Raw genomic sequence first — 21,758 nt, 5'->3', positions numbered from 1 at the left:
GTTATAATGGAAGCATATGATAGTATGTGAAACAATGGTGGCTATATAAGATTATTAGACTCTTATCCTTTGTTGGGTAAGGGTCTTTTTTTAGGAGGAAATTAGTTATGGAAAAGACGATATTAACAGGAGATCGCCCTACGGGGAAATTACATTTGGGACATTATGTAGGTTCATTAAAAGGAAGAGTTGCATTACAGAATTCTGGTGAATATAAGAATATATTTATCATGATTGCAGATGCACAAGCATTAACAGACAATGCAGATAATCCTGAGAAAGTAAGACAGAATATTATAGAAGTTGCACTAGATTATCTTTCAGTAGGACTTGACCCTTTGAAATCAACTTTATTCATTCAATCACAAATCCCTGAATTATGTGAATTAGCATTTTATTATATGAATCTTGTAACGGTATCCAGATTACAAAGAAATCCTACAGTGAAGTCTGAGATTCAGATGCGTGATTTTGAAGCAAGTATTCCGGTTGGATTCTTTACGTATCCTATTAGCCAAGCTTCTGATATTACAGCGTTCAAAGCAACAACCGTACCAGTTGGTGAAGATCAACTTCCGATGTTAGAACAAACAAAAGAAATTGTTCGTAAGTTTAATTCGGTATATGGAGATACCTTAATTGAGCCAGATATCTTATTACCAGATAATAAAGCTTGCTTAAGACTTCCGGGTATAGATGGTAAGGCGAAGATGAGCAAATCCCTTAATAACTGTATCTATTTATCAGATTCTGCTGAAGAAGTTCGTCAGAAGGTTATGAGTATGTACACTGACCCAGATCATATTCAAGTCTCTGATCCAGGTAAAATTGAAGGAAATTGTGTATTCATTTATCTTGATGCATTCTGTAAACCAGAACATTTTGAAAAATACCTTCCAGATTATCAGAATCTAGATGAGTTAAAGGCACATTATAAACGTGGTGGTCTTGGTGATGTTAAGGTTAAGAGATTCCTTATTGCGATTCTAGAAGAAGAATTAACTCCAATCCGTGAGAGAAGAAAAGAATTAGAAGCAAGAATTCCAGAAATCTATGATATCCTTAAAGAAGGAAGTAAAAGAGCAAGAGAAGTTGCTGCTAAGACATTAGATGAAGTTAAAAGTGCAATGAAGATTAATTACTTTGATGATATCGATTTTATCAGAGAACAAAGTGAGAAATATGCAAAATAAATAACGTAAATGCAATAAAATGTAAACTATAAAAGACAGTCTTACCAAAGTTTTTATGAAACACGGATTGTGATATCCGAGAATTCGTATAAACCTAGGAAAGATTGTCTTTTTATTGTTGAGAGATGCATTATGATTAGAGTGTAAAAACTCTTTTATATTATGAATCACTCTAACCAGCTAATAATCTTTTAAGTAGTTTGCCCTTCAAGTATTACTGGTATTGTTGTATAACTCTGTACCAATAAGGAGGGATTCTCAAGTTTTCTAATCATCATATTACCTGCTTGTACACCCATATCGTATACATTGATATCTATAACTGTCGGTTTAGGATCAATGATTTGGGTATATGGATATGCATCAAAGGTTAGGAATGCTATATCTTTTGGTAATGTGAGCCCGGATTGTTCAATAGCTTTCATTGCTCCGACGGCTAGCGTATTATTTTCACAAACTATTCCACGAGGGCGTTTTGACTCGTGAAGTATCTTAAGTGTAGTTAGATAACCTTCTTCCGATGTTGAGTTGCTATAGAAGATTCTTTCATCAGGTACTTGGTAACCGTATTGATACATCGTACCTAGGAAGCCTTTTTGACGTTGAAAGGATAGCTCGTCCGTCTTTTGTCCACCGATAAAAGCAATAGACGTATAACCGCGTTCTACCATGTGTTGAGCAGCCAAATGCCCAGCTAAAGCATGGTTGGTGTCTACCCAACAGAGTCTACTTTCAAAGCCAGGATGACCAATTATAATATGTGGAAAGTTTTGCTTGATAATTGTTTCAGCGATGGAAGCGTTAATAGCAGAGCCATGTATGATTATTCCGTCACAACTCTTTGTTGACAGTAGGCGTGATACGCTTTCGCCTTTGACTGTATCTTTTGAAATATCTTGTAAGGTCATAGTATAGTCGTGTCCCGATAGTTCGTTATATGCACCACACATGATATCAAACATGTGTGGATTCAAATAAGCGCTATCTTTCTCTAGGTAGGTAAGAAATACTATGTTTTTGGTAGATTTCCTTGCAAAACTTACAGCTCTTGCATTGGGGATATAATTTAATTTCTCGATTGCTTGGTGTACTCGTGTTGCAGTTGCAGGGGAGATGGTAGTCCAGTTATTCAGTACCTTTGAGACGGTAGAAGTAGACACCCCGGCTTCTTTTGCAACATCATTAATTGTTATAGGCATTCTAATTCCTCCTTACTAACTCAACATATTTGTTTTAATTAAAATTGTTGCTTTAAGAAAACGCTTTCCTAAACTTATACAAATATATGATTATAGTATAGCGTTTTCCTAACAAAGTCAACAGAAATTTACATAGGTTAATTGACGTTTCGATGATAAAATGGTAAAACATAGATAACAACAAGTACAGCTGATTTGTTGAATATGTAAAGGTTAGGAAAACAGTTTCCTAAAATGGAGGGATTCGAAATGAAAAAAAGAAGAAGTTTCGCTTTATGTTTAGTACTAATCCTGATAGTGGGATCTTTAGCAGGGTGTGGTAAAAAGAATTCAAACAAAGACACGTCAAGCAATTCAAAAGATAACGCAGTAGAAGCAACAACAGACGATACATCTACTGATCAGACAAAAGAGGCAGATGAACAGACAACAGAAGAAACAAAGCCAGTTTCTATTACAGTTTGGCATGATGGGAATGAAGCTATCATGCAAACAATACAAGATTACATAAACAATAAGCTAGTAGAAGACAAAATAACTGTAACTTTTGAAAAGAAAACTGGTTTAACGGATCAATTAAAACTATATGGCAATGATTCGAATAATGGTCCAGACATGTATTTCTATGCACATGATTCTTTAGGAATGTTTGCTGAGATGGGAATTCTTTCACCAGTTACCGATGTAGTAGATACGTCGGCAATGAGTGATTTGCTACCAATGACTGTTGATGCTTGTACATATAAAGATACACAGTATATGATTCCTGTTTATTTTGAAACATTATTATTCATGTATAACAAGGATCTTTGGGAAGGTGATATGCCAACAACTACTGATGCCTTATATGATTACATGGTAGCTCATACAGATACGAAAGCCGGTACTTATGCTGTTGTTAATCAACATTCCACTGCTTATAATGTAGCACCATACATTAACGGTTTTGGTGGATATATTATTGACAAAGATGCAAAAGCAGGTTTGAATGAACAAGCTACAAAAGACGCAATTACATATAATAAGAAGTTTGCGGATTTAGAAGCAGATGGTGACTACAATACAGTAACAACGCTGTTTAATGAGTCAAAAGCAGCTGCTATAATCGGTGGACCATGGTTAGTTTCTGGAATTAATGATGCGGGTATTAATTTAGGAATCAAGTCATTAGCTAGTTTTACACTTCCAAACGGTAACGCACTTGCACCATATTCAGGAGTACAAGGAATTGGAGTTTTAAAACATGCAGTAGATAGTAAGAAAGAAGCATTAGCTAAAGTATTAACGGCTATTACAGATATGGATTTAGGTATTGCATTAGCCAAAACAGCAAATTGTGCACCATCCAATACTACATCATATGATGACGCAGAAGTAGCAGCGAACGAAATGGTAGTTGCAATGAAGGAAACTGCTGCTACAGCAGTACCAATGCCAAACATACCTGAAATGAGTGCGATGTGGGGACCAACTGAAAGTTTACTAGCAGCTGTTAACAAATCAGGAGAAGATGTGAACAAGGCTGCAGATACGTATCAAGAGAATGCAATAACAGCAATCAAAGATATGCAATAATTTTATGAGACTGTTGATGGTTGAGAGGCTCAACGATTAACAGTCTCTAAGAAGGAGAAAGACAGTATGAAAAGTAAAAAGAAAATAACCCCTTGGATTTATTTTACACCAGCATTGATTCTTATTAGTGTAATTATTGTCTTCCCGATTCTGTATACAGGATATATTTCATTGACCAACATGAATGTCTTCCATTGGTTTGACTATAAGATAATTGGATTTGATAACTACCAAAGAGCACTACTTAAGATTGATTCTGGCTTTATCAAAGCTGTTTTTACAACATTCATCTGGACTGCACTTAATATGGTTATTCAAGTTGTTGTCGCTTACTTAATTGCAGTGGGACTTAATACACCAGGACTTAAACTTAGTAGATTATATAAGACACTATTGATGTTTCCATGGGCAATGCCAGCATATGTGTCAATTCTACTTTGGAGAGTTGGAATCTATAATACGGAATTTGGTTTGTTGAATAAGATATTCGTATCGCTTGGACTTGGAAAGATGAATTTCTTATCAGAGAATGTACCAGCATTTATAGCGTGTATGGTTTTGAATCTATGGATGGCGTTGCCTTTTATGATAATGATGATTGATGGAGCACTTCAAAGTGTGGACCGTTGTTATTACGAAAGTGCAACACTTGATGGAGCTGGTTTTTTAGTTAAGAATATATACATAACGATACCATCTATTAAGCAAATTATAGCTCCAGCAGTGATAATGACTACATTTACAACCTTTAAACAGTTCGACATTATCTACCTATTGACTTTGCAAAAGGGGTCTTTAACAGGTTCTACCTTACAGACGATTATAACATACGCACATCAGAATGCATTTGTATCCAATAATTATGGTTTATCCTCAGCAGTTTCGATTATCATATTCTTGATAATTATTGTATGCTCTTTGGGTACGAATCGTGGTGTAAAGGAGGAAGTATAGATGTCAACGAAGAAAATAAAGAAAAGAATTGGATTATTTACTTTGAATGTGTTCTTTATAATAATTTGCTTTGTCGGTTTGGTGCCTATATTATATGCCTTTACCTTATCTGTGAGTGGGGATGGAGGAGCATTAACCTCTAAGATGTCGATACTGCCAACCTCGTTCACATTGAAGAATTACGCGGCAGTTTTTCGGGAAAAACCGTTCTTATTATGGTTTAAGAACTCGATGGTCCTTAGTATTGGAACGATGATCATCGCAATGGGTTTTGCAATAATAGCGGCATATGCATTCTCTAGATTTCAGTTTAGAGGGAAGAGAAAGGTATTACTATTATTACTCTTATTGAATGCTTTCCCACAGATATTATCCATGTTTGCAATCTTTCGTTTGTTCAAAACTTTGAATCTTATCAATTCGCAAATGGGATTAATTCTTATCTATGCTGGGAGCATGTGTATCTTTAGTATCTGGAATATGAAAGGATACTTCGATACCATACCAATTGAGATAGAGGAAGCTTCCAAAATCGATGGAGCTAGCAATGGACAATTGCTTACCAAAATCATATTACCATTGGCGTTGCCGGCTATTATTGTGACTTCTGTCATGGTGTTAATATTTGTATGGAATGAATATCTATTCGCTACTACATTCTTACTTAATGATAAGAGCTACTCATTAGCAGGCGGTTTATATCAGTTACAAGCAGATGATTATACTAGAAGTTGGCCGATGTTTACAGCGGCAGCAATAATGGTTTCTACACCAATACTTGTAATCTTCTTCGCGATTCAAAAGTATATGGTATCAGGTTTGACAGCAGGTGGCGTGAAAGGATAATAATTAACAGAAAAGGAAGAGTCATATGAATAAAAGTGCAATTTTACATATCCCGTTATCACAATATGCATTCGCCACGGGTGAACATAATTTAACGATTCGAATTCGTACAGGAAAGAATGATTTAACTGCATGTACACTTTATTATGGAGATCGAGCTTGCAATTGTACACCAGTACGTTTTTATCCATTACCAATGAAAAGTATTGGAGAAGATAACTTATATACGTACTATGAAGCAAATGTGGAAAGCGATTATAATCGGATATGTTATTATTTTAAATTAGAAAAAGACGAAGAATGGTATTACTATTATGCGGATCAATTTACCCATAAATTAGCTGATATTAAGCTTGATGATCATATTATAGAAGGACGTAGTGAATATTATCAATATCCGGTTATTCTACGTGAAGAGATACCAGATGTACCGGAATGGTTTAAGAATGCTATTGTATATAATATATTTCCTGATAGTTTTGCTAGTGACAAAAGAGAATTGTCAGGTGAATCAAGAGTAGTTGAAGTTGAATTAGGAAGTGCTGTTCAAGAACTAGAAAAAGTTAGTAATCAAGAGGGAGCATATAAGACGACTTGTAAATCTCGCCTAGGGGGAACAATTAATGGAATTAGAGAGAATCTAGATTATATCAGTAATCTTGGATTTACGTGTATCTATCTGAATCCGATTTTTGTTGCAGGGGAGAGTCACAAGTATGATATATTAGATTATTTCCATATAGATCCTTGTTTTGGAACGGATGAAGAATTCCGTTGTCTTGTGGAGGAGATTCACAGAAGAGGTATGAGAATTATCATTGATGGTGTTTTTAATCATTGCAGTTGGTATTTCTTTGCCTTTGACGATGTAGTAAAGAATGGGGAAAACTCAAGATATAGAGATTGGTTTTATGATCTCACCTATCCGGTTGTTCGACCAGAAGATGAGAAAGACCTTCCTAATTATGCTTGCTTTGCTTATGAGAGAAAGATGCCAAAGTTGAATACTTCAAATCAAGAAGTACAAGATTACTTTGCTAGTGTTTGTGAGTATTGGTTAAGGGAATTCAAAGTGGATGGCTGGAGACTCGACGTGGCTAACGAGGTCGATCGTAATTTCTGGCGCAGATTCAGACAGACTGCAAAGAAAGCAAACAAAGAATCTGTATTAATCGGTGAAGTATGGGAGGACTCTTCAAGTTGGTTAAAGGGTGATGCGTTTGACTCCACGATGAATTATGATTTTAGAAAACATTGTAGAGAGTTTTTTGCTCTTCGTGAAATAGACGGTAGAAGCTTTAGAGAGTGTATGTTACAGATGTATCTTCGTTATCCGGTGAATATTGCACTAGGGCAATTGAATCTGTTAGACAGTCATGATGTACCAAGGTTTTTGTCCTTGTGCCAAGGTGATATTAGTAGGTATCAACTAGCTCTTGTGTTTTTAATAATGTATCCAGGGGTACCGAGCATATTCTATGGAGATGAGAAGGCTATACAAGGAATTACGGAGAGTGAATATAGAAGTCCAATGCCTTGGAATAAGACAGAGGATATAGAAGTACTGATGAGGGAACTTATATATATAAGAAAGAAGTATCTTAAACCTAGTGATACATTTTGTTTTCGTGATATAGTCGATAGTGACGAGGTTATTTGTCTTGAGAGAATCACAGATACGGGAAGGGTATTAGTCTGGTTGAATGGTTCTAAGGAAAGTATTGGTATAAGTGATTCTATCAGCAATTGTATTACCGAGGAGTCAGTCCTATTAACGAATGGTTTCGAACAAGGTGAGTTAAACACAAATTCTTACGTTATACTGTTTATTCCTATTATATAGTGATTACAACGAGGTTGTTGCAAATGCAACAGCCTCGTTTGTCACTTTAGTTGACAAAAATTATAGAACAATTTATAATAGATTACTAGAATAAGGACTAGTGTTGCGTTTGTGGTTGATAGAACACATACCAATATAATATATATACGCAGGAGGCAAACACAGTGAAAGTGTATGGACTTAACGAATTAAGAAGAATGTATTTAGAATTTTTTGAAAGCAAAGATCATTTACGATTAAACAGCTTTTCTTTAGTACCACAGAATGATAAAAGTTTATTATTAATCAATTCAGGTATGGCACCACTGAAACCATACTTTACAGGACAAGAGATTCCTCCAAGAAAAAGAGTTACCACTTGTCAAAAATGTATCCGTACAGGGGATATTGAGAATGTTGGAAAGACTGCTCGTCACCTTACTTTCTTTGAGATGCTTGGTAATTTCTCTTTCGGTGATTACTTCAAGAAAGAAGCGATTGCGTGGTCATGGGAGTTTCTAACAGAAGTTGTTGGACTAGATGCGGATCGTTTGTATCCTTCTATTTATTTTGAAGATGATGAAGCATTTGATATCTGGACGAAAGATATGGGAGTAGCTGGAGATAGAATTACTCGTTTCGAAAGAGATGAGAACGGTGATTGTGATAACTTCTGGGAACATGGTGCAGGTCCATGTGGTCCATGCTCTGAAATCTATTATGATCGTGGTGAAAAATATGGTTGTGGTAGCCCAGATTGTAAAGTAGGTTGTGAATGTGATCGTTTTATGGAAGTATGGAATAACGTATTCACACAATTCGAAAGTGATGGCAATGGCCATTATACAGAATTAGTTCAAAAGAATATCGATACTGGTATGGGACTTGAACGTTTAGCAGTTGTAGTTCAAGATGTGGATACGGTATATGATGTAGATACAATGAAAGCAATTCGCGATAAAGTATGTGAAATCGCAGGAGTAACATACCAAACAAATGAAAAGAATGATGTTTCTATTCGTTTGATTACAGATCATATCCGTTCTGTAACATTCATGATTTCTGATGGTATTATCCCTTCGAATGAAGGTAGAGGCTATGTTCTTAGAAGATTACTTAGAAGAGCTGCTCGTCATGGTAAATTACTAGGAATCAATGATAAGTTCCTTGCACAGTTATGTAAGACGGTTATTGATGAATCGAAAGACGGTTATCCAGAATTAGAAGATAAGAAAGAATATATCTTAAAATTATTAACAATTGAAGAGGATAACTTTAATAAGACGATTGACCAAGGTCTTAGTATCTTAGCTGATTTAGAAGAAAATCTTGTAAAAGTAGGTAAGAATACATTAGACGGAGAAGATGCATTCAAATTATATGATACGTACGGCTTCCCACTTGATTTAACAAAAGAAATCTTAGAAGAAAAAGGTTTCTTTGTAGATGAAGAAGGATTCCAAAAAGCGATGAATGTACAAAGAGAAACTGCAAGAAGTGCTCGTGAAGTTACTAATTATATGGGTGCTGATGTTACTGTATATCAATCAATTGATCCAGCAATCACATCTACATTTGTAGGATATGATCGCCTATCACATGATAGTAAAGTTACTGTACTTACGACAGAATCAGACATCGTAGAGGAATTAGTAGCTGGTCAAACAGGTACAATAATTGTTGACGAAACTCCATTCTACGCAACAATGGGTGGTCAGTTAAACGATGCCGGAGTGATTAAGACTGCAAACGCTACATTCGTTGTTGAAGATGTTATCAAATTACAAGGTGGCAAAGTAGGTCACGTAGGTAAGATGGAAGAAGGAATTATTAAAGTTAACGAAACTGTTACTTTAGTAGTTGATGAAGATAGAAGAAACTCTACAGGCAAGAATCATACAGCTACACATTTACTTCAAAAAGCACTTAAGATGGTACTAGGAAATCATGTTGAACAAGCAGGTTCTTATGTAAGTAAAGACCGTTTACGTTTTGACTTTACGCATTTCTCAGCTTTAACAAAAGAAGAGATTGCAAAAGTAGAAGCAATTGTTAATGAACAAATTGAAGCAAGCATTGCAATTCAAACGAATGTTATGACAATCGAAGAAGCTAAAAAATCGGGTGCAATGGCATTATTCGGTGAAAAATATGGGGATACTGTACGTGTAGTATCTGCAGGAGATTTCAGTAGAGAATTATGCGGTGGTACACATGTTGGCAATACAAGTACAATCGCTGCTTTCAAAATCATTGCTGAGCAAGGTGTTGCAGCAGGTGTTAGAAGAATTGAAGCTTTAACAGGTAAAGGTGTATTCGAATATTATAACCATATGGAAGAAACACTGAATGAAGCATCAAGAGTTGCTAAGACAGAACCTTCTATGTTATCTAAGAGAATTGAAACTATGCAAGAGGAAATCAAGGCTCTTCAAGTAGAAAATGAAAAACTTAAAAACAAATTAGCAAAAGATGCTCTTGGCGATGTTATGAACCAAGTAGTAGAAGTAAAAGGTGTGAAGGTACTTGCTACGAAAGTACCTGATGTAGATATGAATGGCCTTCGTAATTTAGGAGACCAATTAAAAGAAAAATTAGGTGAAGGTGTAATTGTACTTGCATCTGCACAAGATAGTGATAAGGTAAACTTAATAGCTATGGCAACTGATGGTGCTATGAAGCAAGGCGCACATGCAGGTAACTTGATTAAAGCAATCGCAGCAATCGTTGGCGGTGGTGGCGGTGGCCGCCCTAACATGGCACAAGCCGGTGGAAAGAATCCTGCTGGCATTGATGAAGCAATTGCTAAAGTGACAGAAGTGTTGGAACAACAATTATAAGAAATTTTGCAAAATAATGTTGACATTTATAGTTATTAATACTATAATCATAATAGTGCTATTCAAATTATACCCAAACAGTTGTATAGGCACAATACACAACTGGAGGGAGGTTAGGTGTGAGACTATGTCAAATGTAATTGTTAAAGACAATGAAACTTTAGATAGTGCTCTACGCAGATTCAAAAGAAACTGTGCTAAAGCAGGTATCCAACAAGAAATACGTAAAAGAGAGCATTATGAAAAGCCAAGCGTAAGACGTAAGAAAAAATCTGAGGCTGCTCGTAAACGTAAATTTAAATAGTTAAAAAATAGTGTAGCATACACTACGTAAAAGCCAATAAACCCTTAATCATTTTATGATTAGGGGTTTTTTACGATTGTTTAGACTGTATTTTAATGGAAAAAGATTGGCTTATTAAGGATACGATTTACTTTTTTGAAACTGATTTGAAATTGGTAATAAACTGTGTATATACTTTTTGTCTTCAAACATATACTGTTATAGTACTACTATGTACGAGAGCTTAATTTGGAAAATATTATTTTCAACTTAGGAATTGTTCTTGTGCATAGTCTCCAGATCTTCGAAAGGAGTAAGTTGGTTTATATGGGTAAAAGTTTGAAATCAAGTCATGATACATTCAAAAAGAAGTCCAAAAAGACTCTCTATAAACAGTTTGATAATTCCAACAAGAAAGTTTCACCGGAAGAAAAGGAAACATATCTGGAATCCCTTTCTAATAGTTTGCATTTACCCGGAGATATGATTGTGGGTGCGCCAATCATCACAACAACAGGGCGTTGTAGTCTATGTATAGAGAATTATAAAGGGATTATAGAGTATAATTCTCAAGTTATAAAGGTACAGACGAAAACAGGTAAGATTTGTGTGGAGGGAACTAACCTTACAATAAAATATTTTACGAATGACGAGATGAGAGTTTCTGGGATTGTACATTCGATCAAATATTGTTAGTAAGGAGGTTTTCGTTTGCTGATTCGAATCGTAAAATGGTTTCGTGGATACCTTCTCGTACGTATTAAAGGGTATTCACCGGAACGTTTCGTTAATCTTTGTAGTGCGAAAGATATACTTATCTGGGATTTAAAGCAGGTTGGGGAGGGCTATGAGTTTTTTATTAGTGTACAGGGTTTTCGGCAGTTAAGACCGATTGTAAAGAAAACAAAGACAAGGCCATATATTAAAAAGAGATATGGATTACCCTTCTTATTACATAGATACCGTAAAAGAAAAGTGTTTGCCATTGGAGTGGTATTATGCTGTGTACTAGTGTATATCATGTCATTATTCATCTGGGAGATTAGTATTTCGGGTGAACTAAAACATACAGATGAGGCTATTTTAAAATTCCTTAGGAATAATAATGTGTATACAGGAATACAGAAAGAGAAAGTAAGTTGCCAAGAGATAGAAGATAAGATTCGTGCCATGTACCCGGATATTGGTTGGGTATCAGCAGAGATTCGTGGAACAAGGCTATTGATTAAGATAAAAGAAACGAATATGCCTAAGACAGTTGAAACAAGAACAGAACCATGTCATATTGTTGCGAATAAGGATGGGATTATTACTTCAATTATTACACGTAATGGTATCCCGCAAGTAAAAACAGGAACAGTAGTGAAAAAGGGAGATGTTTTAGTCTCGGGAGTTGTAGATATTATGGGTGACTTTGATGTCTTAATCAGAAAAGAACCAGTTGTATCAGATGCAGATATACAGATGAAGACTTTTTATGAATATTCAGACCGATTTGATTTAAAATATATTAAGAAGCAATATACAGGTGAAGAGAAAAAAGCGTATAGTATGTCGATTAATGAAAATAAAATATTTTTATATAGTCCTTTAAAAGTCTATAAGAAGTATGATATAATTGACAATGATGAAAAATTAAGGATAGGAAAGAACTTTTATTTACCTATTTCATTCACAACTACCTGTTATAAAGAATATGAAATGATTCCTTCAACTTATACGCAAGAAGAAGCGAATCAGATTGCTAAAGAAAAGTTGCAACTCTACATCGACAAATTAGTAGAAAATGGAGTTACAATTTTAGAAAATAATGTTATAATCGAGTTCAAAGGTGCGAAATGTGTGGCTTCTGGCAAGCTCATTGTTGAAGAAAGCGCTACGACCTTTCAATCGATAGATGACAGCGAGTGGAGGAATATAGAGACTGATGAGTATAGTGGAAACGATGATTGACATACCAGTAGAACATACCAAGAATGTCTTTGGTCAGTTTGACTCTTATATTAAGATTATAGAGAAAACATTAAATGTTACAATTGTAGCGAGAGATGGAGCGCTTAAGGTGATTGGTCAAGATGCTAAAGTAACCAAAGCGAAAAGTGTATTCTCGCAACTATTAGAACTCTCAAGAAGAGGAAATGAGATTACAGAGCAGCAAGTGAATTATGCACTTGCTCTTGGTATGGACGATAATGAACATGCTATCGTCGAGATTGACACAGATTTAATTTGCCACACAATTAACGGAAAACCAATTAAACCAAAAACAATAGGACAAAAAACATATATCGACGCAATACGCAAGAAAATGATTGTATTTGGTATCGGACCCGCTGGAACGGGCAAGACTTATTTAGCGATGGCAATGGCAATTACAGCATTCAAAAACAATGAAGTAAATAAGATTATAATGACTCGTCCTGCAATTGAGGCGGGAGAGAAATTAGGTTTCTTACCGGGAGATTTACAAAGTAAGGTTGATCCGTATCTGAGACCGTTATATGATGCATTATATCAAATCATGGGTGCAGAATCCTATGTAAGAAATTCGGAGAAAGGTTTAATTGAGGTTGCTCCGTTAGCGTATATGAGAGGACGTACCTTAGATAATGCATTCATTATACTGGATGAGGCGCAGAATACAACACCAGCACAGATGAAGATGTTCTTAACACGAATCGGTTTTGGATCAAAAGTTATTATTACAGGCGATTTATCACAAAAGGATTTACCAGTAGGGCAGAAATCAGGTTTGGATCATGCAATTAAAGTACTAAAGAAGGTTGACGATCTTGGTTTTTGTTATTTAACAAGTCAAGATGTTGTTCGTCATCCATTGGTACAAAAGATTGTTAAGGCTTATGATGATTATGAAGCAAAAGTTCAGACGACACAAAAGGTTAACCGTGATTCACAGGAAGTAAACAAGTCTACGAATAGATCAAGCAATGATGAGAAGCGTGATAACTATAAGAAGAAAACCAGAAAGGTAAGGTCTTAAGGAATGACAATTAACTTTGAATATGAGACAGAGATACCATTAGACCTTGATTATGAGAAGATTATAACCAGTGTTATAGAAATGGCATCTGACTATGAAGAATGTCCATATGAGATTGAGGTAAGTGTTGTGCTTACGGATGATGAGACGATACGTCAAATCAATGCGGTGAATAGACAGATTGATAAGGCAACAGATGTACTATCCTTTCCTATGTTAGAATATGAAGCTCCCTCTGATTTTACTGCGATAGAAGAGGAAGAACCGGATTATTTGTTTAATCCGGATTCAGGTGAACTAGTTCTTGGAGATATTGTTATCTCTGTTGAGAAGGTAATGGAACAAGCTGAAAAGTATGGACATTCAAATAAAAGGGAACTCGCATTCTTAACAGCACATAGTATGTTGCATCTCTTTGGATACGACCATATGGTTGATGAAGAACGCATGGTTATGGAAGAAAAACAGAATGAGATATTGAATAAACTTGGAATCGTAAGGGAGTAAATTTATGAGAAAATACAAAAGTATCATAGTAATGCTTCTCGTTGCGCTGCTATTAGTAGGTTGTAAGAAAAAAGCAGAGAAGCAACCAGATGAGATAAGGGAAGAAACAACGGAACCTGAGGTACCTGTGGAAGAGGAACCAGAAGAAGAACCTGTAGTAGAGGAAAATCATGAGGGTATGGTAATTAGTAAACTTACAGGGGAGTGGGTACCGGAAGAAGTAGGTACTAGACGTCCTTATGCGATTATGCTAAACAATATTAAGTATGCATCCCCTCAAAGTGGTACGTCGGAAGCATCAATACTATATGAGGCAATTGTTGAAGGCGGCATCACTAGGTTAATGGGAATTTTCGAGCAGTTCTCTTCTGACCGAATTGGCTCGACTCGAAGTGCAAGACATTATTTTGTAAGCTTTGCAGATGAATATGATGCGATTTATGTACATTTTGGACATACCAAGTATGCAACTGCAAAAATTAAGGAATTAGGAATAAATAACCTGAGTGGTTTATCAGGAATTGGGACAACAGTATTCTACCGAGATAATTCCATTAAGGCTCCTCATAATGCGTTTGCTAGTTATGAAGGAATCAAAAAAGGAACTGAGAAATTAAAATATCGTACCGAATATAGTGAGAATTTTGAAAATCACTTTACGTTCTATACAGAAGATACGGATTTAAAGAGTGATACGATTGCAAACAAGGTAACTTTGAATTTTTCAAATTCAGCAAAGCCTTATCTAGTATATAATAATGATGATAAATTATATTATCGTTATCAGTTCGGTGACAAGCATATTGATTATAATACGAAGGAACAATTAACTTTTAAGAATATTATTGTTCAATATGTAAAAGAGTGGGATATTGATAAAAATGGCTATCAAACGATGGATATTGAGAATTCGTCAGGAAGTGGCTATTATATAACAAATGGGAAAGCAGTTCCTATAACATGGAAGAAGAATGAATCTACTAAAAAGATGCATTACTACGATGAAGATGGTAATATTCTAACAATTAATCCTGGAAAGACTTACATTGCGATATTCCCAACAGATCGTCAAAGTGATGTGGTTTTTACGGATAAAACATCTGAATAGTTTACCAATGATAGGAGCATATTATGAGACATGCAACAAACAAAAAACAGAATAATTTCATTGTACAAGGAAGTATCCTAGCGATTGCTTCCTTGTTAAGTCGTATTATCGGCTTGTTGTATCGTGTTCCAATGACCAATATTATTGGTGACGAAGGGATGGGGTACTATTCCAATGCTTTTATTATCTACAATATTGCATTGATAGTTTCTTCCTATAGTATGCCGCTAGCAGTTTCTAAATTAGTTGCGGCATATACGGTGAAGAGAGAATACAAGAATTCATATCGTGTTTTTAAAGCTGCGACCCTTGTTGCTGCCATTTCAGGATTAGTGGTATCCTTAATCATTTTTTTTGGTGCTGATTTCTTTGCGGGAGTGATTTTTAAGAGTCCTAGAAGTGCTATTCCATTACGAATGGTAGCTCCGAATATATTTCTGATGGCGATAATAGGAACACTAAGAGGGTATTTCCAAGGTAAGAATACCATGATGCCAACCAGTGCATCACAATTAATAGAGCAAATTGTTAATGCGTTTATTAGTGTATTTGCAGCATATAATTTCATGGTTGCGAATAGTGCATCTGCGAATATTGCTGCTTATGGTGCGGCTGGTGGAACATTAGGTACGGTCGTTGGATCTGGTGCTGCATTAGTTTTCTTAGGACTAGTTTATTTTGCGTATAGCCCAATTATTAAGAAACAGAATAGAAGAGATACTATGTCTCCAATCGAAGAATATCCAGACATTTATAAGATGTTACTGTTAACAATTGCACCAGTAATTCTTAGCCAAACTGTATATCAGTTAAGCGGATTACTTGATAATGCAATATTCGGTAATATTATGGATTCGAAGGGATTTACATCTGAAGAACATGCCGCATTACTCGGTATCTATTCTTCAAAATACAGTCTATTAGTAAACGTGCCTGTTTCTATTGCTTCAGCCATAGCAGCATCTATGGTTCCGGCAATTGTTAGAGCACGAGTACAAGGTGCACATAAGGAAGTTAAGAAGAAAATACATGTTGCTATCAAATTCAATATGATTATCGCGATACCATCAGCTGTTGGTATGACAGTATTAGCGCAACCGATACTTAATATGTTATTCCCTACGAAAGATGAAGATTCTGCTAGGCTAGCAATTCGCTTATTAATGATTGGTTCTATAGCAATTGTATTCTATGCCCTATCAACTATTAGTAATGCGGTATTACAAGGAATTAATAAGATGAGTATACCAGTAAAACATTCTGCAATATCACTTGCTATTCATGTTGTCCTAGTAGCTGTCTTATTAAAATATACTGATATGGGAGTTTACGCTCTTGTAATAGGAAACATAACATTTCCATTAGTAGTTTGTGTACTTAACTGGATTTCAATAGGAAAATTATTACGTTATCAGCAGGAACTATTACAAAGTTTTATTATTCCTACGATATGTTCCTTCTTAATGGGGCTAGTTGCCTTCTTGGTTTATAAAGGCACGCATTTGATAATTCCATCAAATGCTTTTGCAACTGTTATAGCTATAAGTTTAGCTGCAGGTTCTTATTTTGCATTGTTAATTCTATTCAAAGGTATAACAGAAGATGAATTATATGGACTTCCAAAAGGCCATCTTATTATAAGATTAGCAAAGAAATTCCATTTGATGTAAAACAAGAGGGTTCTTTCGGTTATAACTGTATAATTTTTGAAAAACTGGTAATAACTTTATCCAAAGGAGTGAATACACATGAAAAGGATATATGTTATTATCAGTGGTTTTTTTTCATTAACAATTATATTTACTTTATGCTTTTATTTAAGCTATACTGCTGCGCTTAGGCAATTTAACCGGAATGCCAATGAGATGAATATGCTGTCTGTAAAGAGCGATGTAGGCGAATATGCCAAAACTGTAGACACAGCAAAGATTGATACTATAACTCCATTTACCAATATAGTTATAGAGCAATATGACATTGCAACAAATACGACTACCACAACCAATCAGAATGTGAAAGAAGAGCTGCTTGGCTACACTAGAGAGGATTTAGCCTTGTATTGCGAACGTTATATGAGAAATATTCCAGTTGACGAACAAAGTCAGGGGTTGATATCTTTTAAGGTAGAATCATTTTCAGAAAATAAAGTAGTATTAAGAAAAAGTTATAATAGTAAGAATACGCAGTATAAATTCTATATGGCAATCCAAAATGGATTTATAACCGTATTTTACAGTGATAAAAAGACAGTTTTTGAATATACCAATATTGAAATGAAAGACTTACCACAAGAAGAGATTGACAAATTATATGTGGGAGTCTATGTAAAAGACGAACAGGAACTATATACGATACTAGAAGGGTATTCTAGTTAAACCGAGAAACACACTGACTTTATATGCATAGGCAGGAGGTACTGCGTGAAGAAAGAAATTATAATTATCGGTGGTGGAGCTGCTGGTATGGTAGCAGCTATTTCCGCCGCTAGGAATGGTGCAAAGGTAACCATTCTAGAACATAAAGAGAAATTAGGAAAGAAAATATTGGCTACAGGTAATGGTAAGTGTAATTATACAAATTTACATCAAAGCATTGACTGTTATAGAAGTGAGAATATTCCTTTTGTTGAGGAGGTATTCTCACATTTTAATGAAAAGGATACGATTGAATTCTTCAAACAATTAGGAATTTATCCAAAGTCTAGAAACGGCTATATGTATCCCAATAGTGAACAAGCTTCTTCTATTGTAGATGTATTAGTAATGGAATTGCATCACTTACAAGTGGAGGTTCGTTGTAATGAAGTCGTGAAGAAAATTAAAGCGATGGATGAAGGGTATCAGATTGATACTATAGTGACGGTTACAGAGCCTAAGAAGGGGAAAGATAGGAATAGTAAGAATACCTCCAAGAATAAAAGTGAGAAACGAGTGGCGGTAGAGACGTTCCAAAGTAGCTATCAAGCCGAGAAGGTAATTATAGCAACAGGAGGTATGGCCTCTAGTAAATTAGGTTCCGATGGTAGTGGTTATTATCTAGTAAAACAACTAGGACATACTATAATTCCCGTTGCCCCAGCTTTAGTGCAATTAAAAGCCGAAGGTGAGTTTTTTGAACTGGTGGCAGGTGTTCGTTGTGATGTGTTATTACAGATCTTCATAGAAAAAACACTTATTGCATCTGAAGAAGGTGAATTACAGTTAACGAATTATGGTATATCAGGAATACCTGTATTCCAAATCAGTAGATTTGCAGCAAAAGCGTTACTTGAGAAGAAAGAGGTAAGCGTTGTAATCGACTTCCTTCCTCAAATGACGACTTCCGAACTTATAGAATTACTTAAACAACGTATTAATAATTCAGAATATAAAACGGCTGAAGAAGCGTTGATTGGCTTATTAAACCAGAAATTAATACAGATGTTGATGAGTCAGTTAGATAAACAACATAGTAAACATATAGACATTAACAGATTAGCAAGTCTACTTAAAGAATTCAAGGTAAAGATCTTAGATACGAACTCCTTCGATAATGCACAAGTATGCGCAGGTGGTGTAGACACTAAGGAAATTGCAGGTTACAGATTAGAGTCCAAGTTGCACCGAGGCTTGTTTGTGGTAGGTGAACTACTTGATGTAGACGGAATATGTGGTGGCTATAATCTACAATGGGCATGGGCTACCGGTTATCTTGCTGGTGAGGCAGCTTCAAGAAAATAGTAACCTTAAAGAAAGGATATAGGTACCATGATTAAGATAAATCAATTAAAATTAAGTATTGAACACTCGAAAGAGTCGTTAGAAGATAAGATAGCGAAGACGCTAAAGATACCAAAGGAACAAATCTTACATTATGAGATTGCAAAACGTTCAATTGATGCAAGAAAGAAGAATGAGATTTTATACATCTATTCGATTGAAGTAGAAGTAACAAACGAGAAAAAGATAATTGATCGTTGTAAGAATCAAAATGTCGTGCTGACTAAGAAAACTGTGTATCAAACAATCAAAGATGGAACGCAACCAATGAAACATCGTCCTGTAGTGGTGGGAACTGGCCCTGCGGGGATCTTCTGCGCATTAAAACTTGCTGAAGATGGATTTAAACCAATCGTTATTGAACGTGGCGAAGATGTAGATAAACGTGTGGAGACAGTGAATACATTTTGGAAAGAAAATAAACTGAACAACGAATCAAATGTTCAATTTGGTGAAGGTGGAGCTGGTACATTTTCAGATGGTAAGTTAAATACCTTAGTCAAAGATGTAACGGGAAGAAACACCGAAGTCCTTCGTATGTTTGTTGAACATGGAGCTCCAACGGAGATTCTATATCTTAATAAACCCCATATAGGAACAGATCGATTACGTGGCGTGGTAAAGGCTATGAGAAATCGTATTATCCAATTAGGTGGAGAAGTAAGATTTAAAACAAAGCTAACGGATATTCAATTTGAAAAGGACCAAGTAACTTCCATTGAGGTAAATGGTAGGGAAACGATACCTTGTGATGTACTTGTATTAGCGATTGGTCATAGTGCAAGAGACACCTTTGAGATGTTATATAAGAAGCAATTTGATATTAAGAGTAAACCTTTTGCAATTGGTGTTCGTATGGAACATCCACAAGAGATTATTAGTAAGTCTCAATATGGTGATAGTTATACGAAGTTACCAGCGGCGGATTACAAGGTAACCCATCAGACAAGCAATGGAAGAGGGGTATATTCATTCTGTATGTGCCCAGGTGGATTCGTAGTGAATGCGTCTAGTGAATCAGATAGATTGGTAGTTAACGGTATGAGCAACTATGACCGTGATGAGAAGAACGCAAACAGTGCTATTATAGTTACCGTTAATCCAGAAGATTTTGATGAAGATTCACCACTTGCTGGTATGGAGTTCCAAAGAAAATGGGAGCGTCTTGCTTATGAAGAGGGCAAGGGGAAAGTGCCGGTACAATTATTTGGTGATTTTGAAGCAAATAGACCAAGTACTAAATTGGGAAGTATGACACCTAATTTAAAAGGCGAATATACATTGGGTAACGTGCGCAATTGCTTGCCGGAGTATGTATGCGAATCCATTATTGAAGGGGTACATGCATTCGATAAGAAGATTCATGGATTCAGTAAAGCAGATGCTATTATGCTTGGTGTTGAGACAAGAACTTCTTCACCAATTAAGATGATACGTAATGAAGCTTTCGAATCGAATATTGCAGGGGTATATCCGTGTGGTGAAGGCGCTGGCTATGCAGGGGGTATCACATCAGCAGCAATGGATGGAATTAAAGTTTATGAGATGATTGTGCATAAATATAAGTCTTTGTAACAGTTATGAGTTGCGAGTGTTTTATCAATGTGTTATTATGGTAGGTAGCTATTCAGTTAACTAGCCTATTAGAGCTAGTAGTAACAAACTGATAAATATAATTTGGCGCTGGCTAACTCGAAAAAGTAAGTTTTTCTCGAAGTTTCTATATAGTTATGTGCTAAACTATGGGGGAAGGAATTGCAGAAGAATGAACAAGAGAGAGTTTCTAAGAGATAAAAAACGAATTGTTATTAAAATAGGATCGTCAACAATTACCCATCCAACTACGGGTAGCTTGAATCTAAAGAAGATGGAGCAGTTAGTTCGTGTATTAACTGACCTTAGAAATCAAGGTAAAGAAGTCGTATTAGTTTCTTCAGGGGCTATTGCAGTTGGACGTAAGACATTAGGTCTTATAGAAAAACCCACGCAAACGAAGACAAAACAAGCATGTGCTGCTGTTGGTCAAGCAAATTTGATGATGGTATACCAAAAACTTTTTGGAGAATATAATCAAGTACCTGCTCAGATATTGATGACGAAGTATACAATGATTAATGATATAAGTAGAACGAACGCAAGAAATACATTTGAAGAATTATTACATTATGGAGTAATTCCTATTGTAAATGAGAATGATACAGTTAGTACTGATGAATTAGAACTAGAATTCGGGGATAATGATACATTATCTGCTATTGTTGCATCTGTAATCGATGCTGACTTATTAATATTAATGTCTGACATTGAGGGATTATACACAGATGATCCACATAAAAATCCAGATGCCAAATTCATTGATGTGGTAGAAGAATTAACAGAGGAATTATGTTCCATGGGAAAAGGTTCTTCTAGTAGTGTCGGAACTGGAGGAATGGCAACGAAGTTATCAGCTGCGAAGATTGCAACTAATTCAGGAACAGATATGCTTATAGTTAATGGAGAGAATGTCTACATTATTAATGATATCATGGAAGGCAAATCTGTTGGAACATTATTCAAACAACACAAGAGCGAACAATTTAACATACTAGATTATATAGCAACAAAACAATATAGCTTATAAGAAATAGCGAAGCTATTTCTAGGGATTACACGAAGTGTAAGGCCGCACT

At 35.6% G+C, this 21,758-nt stretch carries 18 protein-coding genes; 17 read left to right on the top strand and 1 reads right to left on the bottom strand.

The window, feature by feature from the left end; genetic code table 11:
• Nucleotides 1-107 precede the first annotated feature (107 nt).
• Nucleotides 108-1,193: a tryptophan--tRNA ligase gene (trpS, locus tag BUB90_RS05745; RefSeq protein ID WP_073284409.1), complete on the top strand. Its 1,086-nt coding sequence runs from the start codon at nt 108-110 to the stop codon at nt 1,191-1,193.
• Between the two features lie 191 nt (nt 1,194-1,384).
• Here the strand turns inward: trpS and BUB90_RS05740 are convergent, their stop codons facing one another.
• The gene (locus BUB90_RS05740) at nt 1,385-2,392 is read right to left on the bottom strand and encodes a LacI family DNA-binding transcriptional regulator (RefSeq protein WP_073284404.1); all 1,008 of its coding nucleotides are present in this window, start codon (nt 2,390-2,392) and stop codon (nt 1,385-1,387) included.
• Between the two features lie 249 nt (nt 2,393-2,641).
• Between BUB90_RS05740 and BUB90_RS05735 the strand changes: the two genes are divergently transcribed.
• The 16 genes from BUB90_RS05735 to proB all read left to right on the top strand — a co-directional run bounded on the left by BUB90_RS05735 (nt 2,642) and on the right by proB (nt 21,709).
• Nucleotides 2,642-3,967: an extracellular solute-binding protein gene (locus tag BUB90_RS05735; RefSeq protein WP_073284401.1), complete on the top strand. Its 1,326-nt coding sequence runs from the start codon at nt 2,642-2,644 to the stop codon at nt 3,965-3,967.
• Between the two features lie 66 nt (nt 3,968-4,033).
• Nucleotides 4,034-4,921, top strand: coding sequence for a carbohydrate ABC transporter permease (locus BUB90_RS05730; RefSeq protein ID WP_073284397.1), 888 nt, complete (start codon nt 4,034-4,036; stop codon nt 4,919-4,921).
• On the top strand, nt 4,922-5,767 hold the full coding sequence (locus tag BUB90_RS05725; protein ID WP_073284394.1) for a sugar ABC transporter permease: 846 nt from the start codon (nt 4,922-4,924) through the stop codon (nt 5,765-5,767).
• A 25-nt stretch (nt 5,768-5,792) separates the two neighbouring features.
• Nucleotides 5,793-7,610 carry a glycoside hydrolase family 13 protein gene (locus BUB90_RS05720; RefSeq protein ID WP_073284391.1) on the top strand — a complete coding sequence of 606 codons (1,818 nt, stop codon included), beginning with the start codon at nt 5,793-5,795 and terminating at the stop codon, nt 7,608-7,610.
• Between the two features lie 164 nt (nt 7,611-7,774).
• Nucleotides 7,775-10,429, top strand: coding sequence for an alanine--tRNA ligase (alaS, locus tag BUB90_RS05715; RefSeq protein ID WP_073284387.1), 2,655 nt, complete (start codon nt 7,775-7,777; stop codon nt 10,427-10,429).
• A 127-nt stretch (nt 10,430-10,556) separates the two neighbouring features.
• Entirely contained in the window at nt 10,557-10,733 is a 177-nt protein-coding gene (gene rpsU / locus BUB90_RS05710) for a 30S ribosomal protein S21 (RefSeq protein WP_033166800.1), read from the top strand.
• Between the two features lie 306 nt (nt 10,734-11,039).
• Complete coding sequence (locus BUB90_RS23060; RefSeq protein ID WP_084139116.1) at nt 11,040-11,408, top strand: YabP/YqfC family sporulation protein; 369 nt, start codon at nt 11,040-11,042, stop codon at nt 11,406-11,408.
• A 15-nt stretch (nt 11,409-11,423) separates the two neighbouring features.
• Nucleotides 11,424-12,665 (top strand): sporulation protein YqfD, encoded by a 1,242-nt coding sequence (gene yqfD, locus BUB90_RS05700; RefSeq protein WP_073284383.1) that lies wholly within the window; start codon nt 11,424-11,426, stop codon nt 12,663-12,665.
• On the top strand, nt 12,640-13,713 hold the full coding sequence (locus BUB90_RS05695; protein WP_073284380.1) for a PhoH family protein: 1,074 nt from the start codon (nt 12,640-12,642) through the stop codon (nt 13,711-13,713). The genes yqfD and BUB90_RS05695 overlap by 26 nt, the downstream gene beginning before the upstream one ends.
• Nucleotides 13,714-13,716: 3 nt before the next feature.
• A complete protein-coding gene (gene ybeY, locus BUB90_RS05690; RefSeq protein WP_073284377.1) occupies nt 13,717-14,220 on the top strand; it encodes an rRNA maturation RNase YbeY in 504 nt (167 codons plus the stop codon).
• Between the two features lie 4 nt (nt 14,221-14,224).
• On the top strand, nt 14,225-15,328 hold the full coding sequence (locus tag BUB90_RS05685) for a DUF3048 domain-containing protein (RefSeq protein WP_073284372.1): 1,104 nt from the start codon (nt 14,225-14,227) through the stop codon (nt 15,326-15,328).
• 23 nt (nt 15,329-15,351) lie between these two features.
• A complete protein-coding gene (locus BUB90_RS05680; protein ID WP_073284368.1) occupies nt 15,352-16,998 on the top strand; it encodes a putative polysaccharide biosynthesis protein in 1,647 nt (548 codons plus the stop codon).
• Between the two features lie 78 nt (nt 16,999-17,076).
• Nucleotides 17,077-17,703 (top strand): BofC C-terminal domain-containing protein, encoded by a 627-nt coding sequence (locus BUB90_RS05675; protein WP_073284365.1) that lies wholly within the window; start codon nt 17,077-17,079, stop codon nt 17,701-17,703.
• 45 nt (nt 17,704-17,748) lie between these two features.
• The gene (locus BUB90_RS05670; RefSeq protein WP_242952488.1) at nt 17,749-19,047 is read left to right on the top strand and encodes a BaiN/RdsA family NAD(P)/FAD-dependent oxidoreductase; all 1,299 of its coding nucleotides are present in this window, start codon (nt 17,749-17,751) and stop codon (nt 19,045-19,047) included.
• A gap of 27 nt (nt 19,048-19,074) precedes the next feature.
• On the top strand, nt 19,075-20,661 hold the full coding sequence (locus BUB90_RS05665; protein ID WP_073284362.1) for an NAD(P)/FAD-dependent oxidoreductase: 1,587 nt from the start codon (nt 19,075-19,077) through the stop codon (nt 20,659-20,661).
• Between the two features lie 190 nt (nt 20,662-20,851).
• Complete coding sequence (proB, locus tag BUB90_RS05660) at nt 20,852-21,709, top strand: glutamate 5-kinase (RefSeq protein WP_073284358.1); 858 nt, start codon at nt 20,852-20,854, stop codon at nt 21,707-21,709.
• The last annotated feature ends 49 nt before the right edge of the window (nt 21,710-21,758 follow it).

Source organism: Anaerosporobacter mobilis DSM 15930 (assembly GCF_900142955.1).
In the GTDB taxonomy this organism is placed as follows: Bacteria; Bacillota; Clostridia; order Lachnospirales; family Lachnospiraceae; genus Anaerosporobacter; species Anaerosporobacter mobilis.
This window is presented reverse-complemented; position numbering and strand designations above follow the sequence as displayed.

What these genes read in the sequence shown, in the direction of transcription:
- trpS (WP_073284409.1), top strand. Translation starts at nt 108, where the DNA reads ATGGAAAAGACGATATTAACAGGAGATCGCCCTACGGGGAAATTACAT.
- BUB90_RS05740 (WP_073284404.1), bottom strand. Translation starts at nt 2,392, where the DNA reads ATGCCTATAACAATTAATGATGTTGCAAAAGAAGCCGGGGTGTCTACT.
- BUB90_RS05735 (WP_073284401.1), top strand. Translation starts at nt 2,642, where the DNA reads ATGAAAAAAAGAAGAAGTTTCGCTTTATGTTTAGTACTAATCCTGATA.
- BUB90_RS05730 (WP_073284397.1), top strand. Translation starts at nt 4,034, where the DNA reads ATGAAAAGTAAAAAGAAAATAACCCCTTGGATTTATTTTACACCAGCA.
- BUB90_RS05725 (WP_073284394.1), top strand. Translation starts at nt 4,922, where the DNA reads ATGTCAACGAAGAAAATAAAGAAAAGAATTGGATTATTTACTTTGAAT.
- BUB90_RS05720 (WP_073284391.1), top strand. Translation starts at nt 5,793, where the DNA reads ATGAATAAAAGTGCAATTTTACATATCCCGTTATCACAATATGCATTC.
- rpsU (WP_033166800.1), top strand. Translation starts at nt 10,557, where the DNA reads ATGTCAAATGTAATTGTTAAAGACAATGAAACTTTAGATAGTGCTCTA.
- BUB90_RS23060 (WP_084139116.1), top strand. Translation starts at nt 11,040, where the DNA reads ATGGGTAAAAGTTTGAAATCAAGTCATGATACATTCAAAAAGAAGTCC.
- BUB90_RS05695 (WP_073284380.1), top strand. Translation starts at nt 12,640, where the DNA reads ATGAGTATAGTGGAAACGATGATTGACATACCAGTAGAACATACCAAG.
- ybeY (WP_073284377.1), top strand. Translation starts at nt 13,717, where the DNA reads ATGACAATTAACTTTGAATATGAGACAGAGATACCATTAGACCTTGAT.
- BUB90_RS05685 (WP_073284372.1), top strand. Translation starts at nt 14,225, where the DNA reads ATGAGAAAATACAAAAGTATCATAGTAATGCTTCTCGTTGCGCTGCTA.
- BUB90_RS05680 (WP_073284368.1), top strand. Translation starts at nt 15,352, where the DNA reads ATGAGACATGCAACAAACAAAAAACAGAATAATTTCATTGTACAAGGA.
- BUB90_RS05675 (WP_073284365.1), top strand. Translation starts at nt 17,077, where the DNA reads ATGAAAAGGATATATGTTATTATCAGTGGTTTTTTTTCATTAACAATT.
- BUB90_RS05665 (WP_073284362.1), top strand. Translation starts at nt 19,075, where the DNA reads ATGATTAAGATAAATCAATTAAAATTAAGTATTGAACACTCGAAAGAG.
- proB (WP_073284358.1), top strand. Translation starts at nt 20,852, where the DNA reads ATGAACAAGAGAGAGTTTCTAAGAGATAAAAAACGAATTGTTATTAAA.